General features: G+C 67.9%; 8 protein-coding genes. 3 read left to right on the plus strand and 5 right to left on the minus strand.

What is annotated here, in order from left to right:
- Positions 1-198: 198 nt before the first annotated feature.
- Positions 199-2,001, minus strand: coding sequence for a hypothetical protein (locus ACESK8_RS12335; RefSeq protein WP_372968869.1), 1,803 nt, complete (start codon positions 1,999-2,001; stop codon positions 199-201).
- A gap of 344 nt (positions 2,002-2,345) precedes the next feature.
- Positions 2,346-2,630 carry a hypothetical protein gene (locus tag ACESK8_RS12340; protein ID WP_372968870.1) on the minus strand — a complete coding sequence of 95 codons (285 nt, stop codon included), beginning with the start codon at positions 2,628-2,630 and terminating at the stop codon, positions 2,346-2,348.
- A gap of 197 nt (positions 2,631-2,827) precedes the next feature.
- On the opposite strand from ACESK8_RS12340, the gene ACESK8_RS12345 reads away from it, so the two are divergent.
- Positions 2,828-7,006, plus strand: coding sequence for a DUF5979 domain-containing protein (locus ACESK8_RS12345; protein WP_372968871.1), 4,179 nt, complete (start codon positions 2,828-2,830; stop codon positions 7,004-7,006).
- Between the two features lie 69 nt (positions 7,007-7,075).
- On the opposite strand, the gene ACESK8_RS12350 is transcribed toward ACESK8_RS12345, so the two are convergent.
- Positions 7,076-7,918, minus strand: coding sequence for an SDR family NAD(P)-dependent oxidoreductase (locus tag ACESK8_RS12350; RefSeq protein ID WP_372968872.1), 843 nt, complete (start codon positions 7,916-7,918; stop codon positions 7,076-7,078).
- The gene (locus tag ACESK8_RS12355; RefSeq protein WP_372968873.1) at positions 7,915-8,814 is read right to left on the minus strand and encodes a hypothetical protein; all 900 of its coding nucleotides are present in this window, start codon (positions 8,812-8,814) and stop codon (positions 7,915-7,917) included. The genes ACESK8_RS12350 and ACESK8_RS12355 overlap by 4 nt, the downstream gene beginning before the upstream one ends.
- Positions 8,815-9,459: 645 nt before the next feature.
- On the opposite strand from ACESK8_RS12355, the gene ACESK8_RS12360 reads away from it, so the two are divergent.
- Both ACESK8_RS12360 and ACESK8_RS12365 read left to right on the plus strand, forming a co-directional pair.
- Positions 9,460-9,753 carry a hypothetical protein gene (locus ACESK8_RS12360; protein WP_372968874.1) on the plus strand — a complete coding sequence of 98 codons (294 nt, stop codon included), beginning with the start codon at positions 9,460-9,462 and terminating at the stop codon, positions 9,751-9,753.
- A gap of 148 nt (positions 9,754-9,901) precedes the next feature.
- Positions 9,902-10,492: a TetR/AcrR family transcriptional regulator gene (locus tag ACESK8_RS12365; RefSeq protein ID WP_372968875.1), complete on the plus strand. Its 591-nt coding sequence runs from the start codon at positions 9,902-9,904 to the stop codon at positions 10,490-10,492.
- A 19-nt stretch (positions 10,493-10,511) separates the two neighbouring features.
- On the opposite strand, the gene ACESK8_RS12370 is transcribed toward ACESK8_RS12365, so the two are convergent.
- Positions 10,512-10,862 (minus strand): TraR/DksA family transcriptional regulator, encoded by a 351-nt coding sequence (locus tag ACESK8_RS12370; protein ID WP_372968876.1) that lies wholly within the window; start codon positions 10,860-10,862, stop codon positions 10,512-10,514.
- Between the last annotated feature and the right edge of the window lie 89 nt (positions 10,863-10,951).

Raw genomic sequence — 10,951 nt, forward strand, 5'->3', positions numbered from 1 at the left:
GAGCAGGACGTGCAGGTGCGGAGCCGGAGCTCAACGCACGGATGCCGTCAGACGCGACGCAACGAAGGCGGCGTCGCAACTATCACCGGACATCGCCATCACCGCCTCTCGCGCTCTGAAGGGGTCACGTGACCCGATGTGCCAGCATACTCCTGGTCGCTGGGCGGAAGCCGACCCGAGAGTGTCGGCACTCCCGGGTCACACTTCGCTGATGGAGTCACTGCGGCGGCGGGAGATGGCGATCACGCCTCCGGCCACGATGAGCATCAGGGCCAGGCCTGCGGCCGACCAGGCGACGGTGCCGCCGGTGACGGCGAGACCTCCAGCGGGCGCGGGAGCCGGGGGCGCCACGTCCACCGCCGCCGTTGACGCGGTCGAGATGATCGAACCGCCCGCGGGCGTGGTCGCTGAGGCCGTGGCGGTGTTGGACAGCTCACCGCCACCGGAGAGATCGGCCGTGACGACGGTGTAGGTCGCCGTGCAGGTGATGCTCGCCCCCGGCGTCAGAACGCCGGCCGGACACTCGACGGGTGACAGCTCGCCGTTGCCGGTGAACGCGCCCTCGTTGATCGTCGGGTTCGTCAGGATGACGTTACCGGTGTTGGAGACGACGAAGGAGTACGCGACGACCTGACCGACCGCGGTGATCTGCTGGACATTCGCGCTCTTGACCACGGACAGCGCCGGGGCGGGTGCTGTCGTCGGCGTCGAGGTGGACGAGACGAGAGAGGTGATCGTCTGGCCGGTAGGGCTCGTTCCCGTTGCGGTTGCGTCGTTGTCCACCGAGCCGTTCTCGACGTCAGCGACCGTCACCGTGTAGGGCTCGTTCGCGGTACATGTCTGTGACCTACCAGCAGACAGCACCGATGCAGGACAGGCAACCGCGCCGGCCTTGGGGTCGTCGACCGCCAGGTCCGAGAGGGTGGCGTCGCCGGTGTTGGTGAGGTCGAAGGAGTATTGAATGGTGTCGCCGGCATCGGTGATGCCGTTGGCGTTGACGTCCACCGGAGTCGAAGCCCGCTTCTCCAGCCCGAGTGCGGCGCGCGGCACGACCTCGAGCGTTGCGTCCGCGTTCGGCACGATGTTGCCGACGGACGTGGTGATGTTGCTGTTGTTGTTCGTGTACGTCCCCGGCTGAGCCGACGTGACGTTGACGGTGACCACGCAGGTACCACCGGCGGCGATCGTGGCATCGGTGACATCCACAGAAGTCTGGCCTGCCACGGGTTCGCCGCCGTTCACTGCTGCTGCACCGCATCCCGTGGTCGTCACCGCGGAGTCTGCCAACGTCAATCCGGTCGGCAGGGAATCTGCGAAGCTGACCCCGCTGAGAGGGATCGCCCCCTCGGTGCCGGGGTTGGTGACCGTGATGCTCAATGCAGACGTAGCGCCGGCCGTCACGGTCGACGGTGTGAACGCTTTCGTCAGGGAAGCCTCGTGGAACGACAATGACCAGTACCAGCCGTCGTTGCCCGCGCCGACAGGGGTGTTCCGGAACGTGAAGCGGCTGACCGGCCCATCGTTCTGCGACAGCCGGAAGGAGCCGCAGCCGGGGTTGTTGGTGGCCGCAGCGTCGTCGGAGCAGGTCGCGGTTCCCATGGGAACCGCGTTACGAATGCGGGTGCCGCTGTTCTGGAGCTGGAGTGAGACGTTCGACTTCACCTTGTCCAGCCGGTACCCGCCAGGGAACTGCTGAACGATATCGACGTAGGACGCATCGAGGTTGTTGATGTGAAGGGTCAATCCCAGGATCGGTTTGTTCAACGTCACGGTCCGCACATTCAGCCCGGTCCCGACCAGGCACTCGGTGACCCCCACCGCAGTCGACGGGGCTTGCGGGGAGTAGTAGCTCTGCGCGTTGCGGCTGACCAGCGTCGTGTTGGGCACCACGTTCGTGGTGCTCCCGCAACGGTTGCTCGCAGCGCTGAGCGTGGCAGTGACGGCACTCGCTCCGAAGGACAGCGTCGCCGGGGCCGTCGACGCGCCAGTCGCGCCCGTCAACCACTGTTCATCGGGAGAGACATCCGCGACAGCGTCGGACGGCGCGCTCAGTAGTGCCGAGCTGGCGAGAAGGACAGCTGCCAAGGCGATCGCGACGCCATGGGTACCGAGTCTCCGAGCTCGGGTTCCCTCCGAATTGCGGACTCGGCTGGAAGGACGAAGAAAGGACATGGTCTCCCCTGAGTGGTGCCACGCCTCTCGAAGCGCTTCTCCCGAGCGGCAGGCAAGTATTCGTCGATCCTATAAGCGACGCGATCACACCGAGCGCGACCCCGCCCGCACCACAGTCCGAACCCGGCGACCCTCCCGACCCGGTCGCACCGCGCACTCGCTCACGCCGCCGGTCAGCGCCCGTCGCCCCGGCGGGCCGCCACGAAGTCCGGGAAGTCCGACGGGCCGATGCCGTCCGGGGCGAAGAACGCGCGGACGAACTGGCGCGCATGTTGTTCGAGCTCGTCGTCCGTCAGCGTCGGCTGCGGGGCGCCGGCAGGGTGCGTTGACAGCCCGAGCGTGAAGCCATAGTCCGACTCCCCAGGGCCGTCGATCCAGAGGAAGTCGTAGACGAGCTGTCCGTCCTCCTGGATGCGGGTGCTCACCGCGATGCGCTCTCCGGCTTCCTCGACGATCATGCGGGTCCTCGCTTCGACGGGAAGGGGTGAAAACACGGGGTGAAAAACCGGCATCCGGTCAGTCGCCCGTGCAGGCGTCCCTCAGGATATCTGAGGCGTTGCTGGCATGGACCGCAGCGCATCGGGGAGCGTCCGCAGTTCATCCCCAGGCCTCTGGCCTGCTGCTCGTGACGCTCTGGGGAGAGGAAAGCTTCGCTGTGTCGCGCACGAAAACAGGAACACCGTCACTGCTGCGTCGTACCGTCGCCGGACTGAGCGCCGTAGGGATCGCTCTGATCGGACTGGTGGCGATGCCGTCGATGGCCGCCGCTGCGCCGAACGCGGCGATCGTCGTCGGTGCCGTCAGCATCGCCCCGGCGGATGCGCAGGCCACGGTGGGCGACCGGCTGACCGTGTCGGGCTCGTGGGATGCCAGCGCTGCCGACCCGCACGCCGGTGACACGTTCACGATCGGTCTGCCGCCGGAACTCGCGTTCCCGCAGGCGGTGCCGTTCCCCCTGCTCGGTTCCGACGACGAGGGCAACTCCGTGGTGTGGGGCAACTGCCTCACCGACCCCGCCACGGGCATCGCCACCTGCGAGCTGACGGACGCGGTCGAGGCCACGCCGGAGCTCGTCCAGGGCGCCTGGCAGTTCGAGGTCGATGCAGTGAGCGCGACCACCGCCGAAGGCGTCGAGTTCGATCTCAACGGGGCGACGGTCATCGTCGATCTGCCCGGTACCGGGGGCATCGACGACGGCATCGAGCTCCCGGGCGAGGTCTCCAAGTCCGGAGTCATGAACCAGGACAACTGGTCGATGACGTGGACCGTCGACATCCCCGGCGCGAACATGGTCGGGCAGAACACGGTGACCCTGCACGACACGTTGGGTGCCGGGCATGAACTCTGCACGCCCACCGGCCTCAAGGTCGAGACGGTGCGCGGCTCGACGGTCGTGAACGTCACCGGACTCGCCACGACGGTCCCCGCGGCAGGCGCCACCGAGTTCGACGTGGTGCTGACCGCACCCACGTCCGGATTCGACGCGAACGTCACGTATCGCGTGACCTACCAGACGTGCACGCCCGACGGGCAGATCGACCCCGCCGGCACGACGTATGAGAACTCCGCCCAGGTCGAGGGCTGGGGCAGCGCGGGCGCGGGCGTCGGCGAGGTGCGCAATCTCCCCTGGCAGCAGAACCTGACGAAGTCCGGAAGTGTGCTGGGCGGCGCCGAGCGCAACGGCAAGGTCGCCTGGACCGTCACGATCCCCGGCGATCAGCTGCTCGGCAAGGACGGCTTCACGATGACCGAGGCGCTGGGCGCGGGACACCAGCTCTGCACCGACACGATCAGCGGCCTCCAGGTGACGGAGCGCTACGGTCCGAGCAACCAGCTGCAGCAGAACATCACCTCCCGGCTGACGGCGACGACCCTGTCATCCAGTGCGCAGGGCTTCCAGGTCCGATTCGACATCGATGACGAGGCGCTCGAGTTCCGGGCCTCCGATTACCGATACGTCATCACGTACACGACGTGCGTCACCTCCACCGACCTTCCCGCCGGCGGCACCGGGTACACGAACCGGGTCGACATCGACGGACAGGTCGCCGGCACCACGGCATCCGTCCCCGCCCGCAGCCAGGGCAAGAGCGGCCAGATCAACACGGCGGCGGTGACCCTCGACGGCGTGCAGCACATGCCGCAGACGACCCTGAACTGGACCGTCCGCATCCCCGGCCAGATGATCGAGGACATCGACGGTCCTCTCACGCTGACCGACACGTTCTCGGCGTCCCAGATGATCTGCGAGGCCGGCGACCCTTCGGGGGGAACGGCTGCGCGGATGAACCTGAAGGTCGACGCACGCGACCAGATCCAGAACGGCGGCCTCAGCACCGTCGACCTCACGGGCGACACCGAGGCGACGGTCGACGGGAACGTGATCACGTTCGACATCGATCCCACCGACCTGCCGATCCCGACGGGCACGAGCGACGGCTTCACGCGGGAGTACCAGTACGTCATCACGTACACGACCTGCACGGCCAGCGGCGGAATGGATGCCAGGGGCACCGAGTACAGCAACACGCTCACCGGCTCGGGCATCAACTTCACGACCACCTCGACCCAGAACAACTCCGGCAGCGGAACCGGTCAGGGCGTCACCCGCGGGTCCGTCTCAATCGACAAGATCCTGGCCGACACCCCCGGCGCCGAGTTCGTGCCCGACGACGCTGCGTTCACGGTGCACGTCAGGGAGATCGATCCGGCGGGGACTACTCAGAACGAGTACGACCTGCGCGTGCCGCTGACCGGAGCGCCGGTGAGCGGACTCAACGCCCGCGGCACCGGATGGACCGTCCAGCTCACCGAGCCCACGTTCCCGTCGATCCCGGGTGTCACCTTCGGCACGCCGGTGTTCGCACCCGGAACAGGTCTGACGGTGAGCCCTGACGGCACAGTGGCGACCGCATCCATCAACCCGGGGACGAACGTGTCGGTCGCCCTCACCAACGAGGCTCGACTGGGGTCCATCAGTCTCGTGAAGGCGCTCGAGGGACCGGCTGCCGGTCTCGTCGACGCGGACCGCACGTACCGCGTGACGGCTCAGATCGACACGAGTGCGCTCGGTGCGGGCTTCCCCTCGCAGCCCGCGCGCACGCTCGACGTGGTCGCCGGAGAGCCGGTCGTGCTCGCCGATCTGCCGATCGGCGCGACCGTCCGGTTCAGCGAGGCGCGTCCCGCGAACGATGACCGGCTCACCTGGGGAGAGCCCGTCTTCGCACCGGCAAGCGTGACGGTCACGGCGGCTCACGCGGTGACGCCGGCGAACGTCACACTGACGAACACCGTCTCGCGGACGGTCGGCACGTTCTCGATCGTGAAGACGGTCACCGGAGCGCAGGCCGACAACCCGGCCGTGCCGGACGCGGTGACGGTCACGGCCGCATGGGATCAGGAGGGGACGCCGGGGTCGAAGACCCTGACGGTTCCCACGGACGGCACCCCCGTGCCGCTCGGGGAGAACCTCCTCGTCGGGACCGAGGTCACCCTGACGGAGACTCCTCTGTCGGACGGGTCGAGCATCGCCTGGGGCGCTCCGACCTGGTCGGGGACGGGCGTGAGCGTCGATGGGCTCTCCGCGGTCGTGGCCGTCGGGCGTGCCGCCGACGCGACGGTGACCCTGGAGAACCACGCCGCGACCTCCACCGCCGGCATCAGCCTGCTGAAGGGCATCGCCGGGGAGGCAGCGACCGAGGTGCAGCCGACCACCGAGTTCCCGGTCACCGCGACCTGGGTCGACGAGGACGGAGATGAGCAGTCTCGGGAGCTGACCATCAACGCCCTCGAGCCGACGCCTTTGGGGGTCGACCTGCCGGCGGGCACCGTCGTGACGATCACCGAAGGCGCACGGCCCGACTTCGACACGGTGGTGTGGGGTTCGATCACCATCTCGGGGAGCGGAGTCGCGGATGCCGGAGACGGCTCCGCCACGGTCACGGTCTCCGATCAGCAGGGGACCGACGCACTGATCACGGTGGTCAACGAGGCGACCTGGGCACCGGGCTCGTTCTCGATCACCAAGAGCATCGCCGGGATCGCCCGGGGCGACGCGGGCGTTCCGGAGACGGTGTCCGTGACGGCCTCGTGGATCGACGGAGACGGGGAGCGGTCCGAGGAGATTCAGGTCCCGACCGACGGCTCGCCTGCGGTGTTCCCGCGAGAGCTGCCGCACGGCACCGAGGTCACTCTGGTCGAGAAGGCCCCGGAGGCGACCGCCCGGTTCACCTGGGCCGACCCCTCGTGGAGCGGAGACCGCGTGACCGCGGCCGAAGACACCACCGCAGTCGTCACCATCGGCGCGGCGGACACGGCCGAGGTGGCCCTGGTCAACACGGCGGTGGCGTCGCTCGGAGAGCTCACCATCACGAAGTCGGTGACCGGTGCGGGCGCGAGCCGCTCGGCCTCGACGGTGTTCCCGGTGACCGTGTCGTGGACCGACCTTCTCGGAGAGCCGCAGACGCGCGAGCTCGACCTCACCCCGGGAGAGCCGGCCGTCGTCGACGACCTTCCTCTGGGGACCGAGGTGCAGGTCGAAGAGCACGCCGCCACGCTGCCCGATCAGATCCGATGGAGTGGGGCCGACTGGAGCAGTGACGCCGACAATGTGTCGGTGAACACGGATGCCGGAAGCGTGCGAGCCGTCATCACCGTCACCGGTGAGCCCGGCGCGACGGCAGAACTCTCCCTGGTCAACGAGCTCACGGTGGCGCCCGCGCTGGCCGTGACCGGCGCAGACGCTGCGGCGGCCTGGACGCTTGCGGGCATCGCATCCGTCGTGGCACTGCTCGGAGCCGCGTTGATCACCGTGCGTCGCCCGCGGCGCAGCTGAGCATCCGGGACTGCATCCGGAACTGCAGGTGATTCGGGTCGGGCATCCGCGCCGTGGGGGCGCGGATGCTCAACCTGCGTCGATACCGACGAGCTCCGCGCTCTTCTGCCACAGCGACTCCGCCAGCGCCGCGCCTTCGATCCGCGGATTGACGCGTCTGGTCAGCACCCGCTCGTCGTAGTAGGCACCGGAGACCCAGGTCTTGTCCGGGGTTCCCTCGACGAACCAGCTGAGGGTGACGCCGCCCTTCTCGCTGCTGATGAGGAACAGATGCTTGAGCGGGGTGCGGTAGACGAATCGCATCACGGTGTTCGAATCGGACGCGAAGTTGGTCTGCACGGTGCCGGGGTGGAACGCCACCGAGGTGAGGCCCTCGTCGTGGAACTTGGCGTGCAGGCTCTTCGTGAAGAGCACGTTGGCGAGCTTGGCGTCGCCGTAGGCCCGGTTCGCGCTGAAGTCCTTCTCATTGTCGAGGTCGTCGATGTCGATGCGTCCGAACAGGCGGTGGGCCACGCTCGACGTGTTGATGATCGCGGCGCCGCCGGCGCGCAGCTGCGGGAGCAGCAGGTTCGTCAGCAGGAACGGCGCGAGATGGTTCACCTGCATCGTCTTCTCGAAGCCGTCGACCGTCGGAGTGCGGTCACCGAAGATGCCGCCGGCATTGTTCGCCAGCACCTGGATGCCGGTGTCGCCGACGGCCGCGGCGATCGTCGTCGCGAGTTCGCGCACGTCGTCGAGCCGGGTGAAGTCGGCGGTGAACCACTCGGCGCCGGTCTCCTCGCCCACCGCGCGCATCTTGTCGACGGAGCGGCCGACGAGGATCAGTCGATGACCGGATGCCGCCAGCTGTCGTGCAGCGGCCGCACCGATGCCGTCCGAAGCGCCGGTCAGGACGACCGTCTTCGGCGTCATGCGTCGGTACCGGGGAACGTGCGCGGCGGGGTGGAACGCGGAGCGGGCGGCCTGTCGGCGAGCGGCATCCGCTCCGGCTCCGCCTGTGGTTCCGGCGCGGGTGCGGATGCTGGTGCCGATTCGGTGGGGGCCGACGCGGGCTCCTGCGTCGCGTCCGTTCTCGAGGCCGAGGACGGGAGTTCGCGGGCCACCTGCTTCTCCAGCACCTGCACGGCCTCGTCGCTGAGCAGGATCAGTCCCTCGAGCTCGTCGCGCACCCGCCGATAGGCGACGTTGCGCTCGGCCTGGGTGGCCGACTCGTCGACGGCGACCTTGAGCAGCTGCTGGGCGCGGTCGAGGCGCTTGCGCTCGGGCTCGGTGAAGGTGGAATCGCGCAGCCGCCGCGCATCCCGTTCCGCGATCTCGAAGGCGACGGCGTAGGCGCCGACGGCATCCAGGTACTCCGACACCTGCTGCTCGGTCACGCTCGCGTCCGCGGCGTCAGGGCGCAGGGCATCCGCGGTCTTCTTGGCCCGCAGGAACGCCGCGACCAGGGGCTGGCGCCCGTCGCTCATGGCGGGGAAGGCGATGAGCTTCGCGACGTCGAGCTCATAGTCGAGCCAGCGGGCGGTGATCTCGTCGTGCTCGGAGAACAGGCGCTCGAGCAGGTGGTTCGGTGCGACGGATGCCGTCGTGTCGACGACCTCGGGACCGGTGCGCCGCGTCTGTCCTCGCGCTTCGAGCTGCGCGCGCTTGAGGTCGGCCTTGACGCGCAGCGTCTCGAGTCGGCGCTCGTGTCGGCGCTTCGCGCTGCGCTCCCAGGCCTTCGCAGCTCCGCCGGCCATGCCCAGGATCGGGAAGACGAGCCACCAGTAATTGCCCGCAAAAATCCAGAATCCCCGGATGAACTCGTCCATGATGCCTCAGCCTACTTCTCCACAACTCCGGAGATCCGGGGCACTTGCGTGGCGTAACCGCGTGGCGGCGCCGGGAATCGGCGTGCAGCGTGGTGGGGCCGTTACGTATCTCCGGAGTTGTGAAACCTGACCAGGAGCGAATCTGCCGGTATTTCGGTGCTTGCGCTGAAAACCTTAACCGTCTAGGTTTTCAGCCAGCGGGAGCGAAACCCCCGGCGTCGCGATGTCGCGATGCCTTCTGACTCCCACCGGCCAAAGGAGGCAGGCATGAGCGGTTCTGCAGCGGGTACGCCGTCGGGATTGACGACGGCGACAGCGATCGCGCGGGATCCTCGGTGGCGTGGGCGCGACCGTCGCGAACGTCGTGTTCGGTCGGGTCTCCGATCGCGCGACGAGCCGCTGGGGCCGTCGACGCATCTGATCGTGTCGGGCGGGGCGGTCGTGATGCCCTCTGGTTCTTGACATGCGGAGCCGCTGTGCGGGTCGGCGCATCCGTGACCTCCCGATCAAATCGGTGGGAGAGGAGGTCAGATGAGATGCGGAGAAAGGAAGTAGACATCACAAGCGTCGCCGAAGGCGACTAAGGCCTTGGAGGGTCAAATGCGTTTCCACTTACAAGATGTCACGAATTCTCGGCGCACTCGGATGATGAAACTGTTCTGCGTGGCGGCCATTACTGCCGCGCTGGTCATCGGGACACCAGCGGTCGCCTCGGCGACAACAGGTTTGGGCACGGTCGCAGCCGCAGCTGGTTCGCCGGACTGCAGCAAGAAGTACTCTCACGTGACGTGGATCAACCCGCTTACCCACGTGCAGCATCGTTATCTCGGGTGGAACAGTCCGTACTCGTGGAAGTACTACTCGTCCGTTTGGACTCTGGACGTGGCCGGCAGGACGTGGATCAACAATGGGGGGCATTACACCTTCTGTTACAAGTGACCGATCGTGATCGAAGAGAGGGGATGACGAACGCGCCTGTCATCCCCTCTCTTCGCGCGATCCCATTGGAGCATCGCGTAGACTCTGAGCGGAATCACCGGTTGAGGCACGCCACCTAAGGCGGCCGGAGCTTCGGCGAAGGGGCATCATGGGTCGTGGCTCCTACGCCAAAGGGGTTGCAAGACGTGCCGAGATCCTCGCCGTGGCGCTCGACGTCGTCGCCGAACTCGGCACCCGCAAGGCGTCGAACCGCGAGATCGCGACGCGGGTCGGGCTGACGCAAGCCGGATTGATGCACTACTTCAGCACGAGGGAAGAGCTGTTCCTCGAAGTGCTCCGCGCGCGCGACCAGCGGGACCATGAGCAGTTCTACTCTCCGGACCACGGGATCGACGGGTTCCTCGACGTCATCGCGCACAACGCCTCCGTCCCGGGACTCGTGCGGCTGTACGTCGAGTACTCGGCCGAGGCGACGATCGAGGGCCACCCCGCGAGGGCCTTCTTCGAGCAGCGTTTCGCGTGGGTGCGCCGGCTCATCGCGGATGCCGTGGCGCACGACCAGGCCGCCGAGCGGATGGGTTCTGACGTCGACATCCCCTACGTCGCGGATCTCGTCATCGCCGCTGCAGACGGACTCCAGGTGCAGTGGCTCCTCGACCCGTCGATCGACATGGCCGACCGGCTCGCCCGGCTATGGCACGGCATCCGCGTGGCCTCCTGGCCGACCGTGCACGCCTGAGGTTTCCAGAGGCCGAGTTTCAGAGGCCGAGCTGCTCCGCGCAGGCGACGCAGTGCGTGGCGAAGGGACGGACCTCGAGTCGCGCCTCCGGGATCGGCCGGCCGCAGTGCGCGCAGAGACCGTAGGTGCCGGCATCCAGGCGTCCCAGTGCATCGTCGACCTCTCGGAGTTCGGATGCCGCCGCCTCCGCGAGCCCGGTCAGCCGTGACCACTCCGACGAGAGCGTGACGCCTTCGGGGTCGTGCTCGTCGTCGTCGTTCGACCCCTCCCGATCGTGCATCAGCTCGGCGAGCGTGGCGGCCGTCGTCTCGACCCGTTCGGCCGCTCGAGCGCGCAGCAGCTCGAGTCGTGCGCGGGCATCCTGGGTCATCCGCCCACTGTAGGCCGGGGTACGGACATCCGCTCTCGTCTTGACAGTTGCATGCCCAGATCACGGATGCAGGCCGAGAACCCCGGATC

The sequence above is a fragment of the Microbacterium sp. genome (genome assembly GCF_041641055.1).
GTDB lineage: Bacteria > Actinomycetota > Actinomycetes > Actinomycetales > Microbacteriaceae > Microbacterium.

Excerpts from the sequence above, each read along its gene's own strand:
- ACESK8_RS12340 (WP_372968870.1), bottom strand. The coding sequence starts at position 2,630 with ATGATCGTCGAGGAAGCCGGAGAGCGCATCGCGGTGAGCACCCGCATC.
- ACESK8_RS12350 (WP_372968872.1), bottom strand. The coding sequence starts at position 7,918 with ATGACGCCGAAGACGGTCGTCCTGACCGGCGCTTCGGACGGCATCGGT.
- ACESK8_RS12355 (WP_372968873.1), bottom strand. The coding sequence starts at position 8,814 with ATGGACGAGTTCATCCGGGGATTCTGGATTTTTGCGGGCAATTACTGG.
- ACESK8_RS12360 (WP_372968874.1), top strand. The coding sequence starts at position 9,460 with ATGATGAAACTGTTCTGCGTGGCGGCCATTACTGCCGCGCTGGTCATC.
- ACESK8_RS12365 (WP_372968875.1), top strand. The coding sequence starts at position 9,902 with ATGGGTCGTGGCTCCTACGCCAAAGGGGTTGCAAGACGTGCCGAGATC.
- ACESK8_RS12370 (WP_372968876.1), bottom strand. The coding sequence starts at position 10,862 with ATGACCCAGGATGCCCGCGCACGACTCGAGCTGCTGCGCGCTCGAGCG.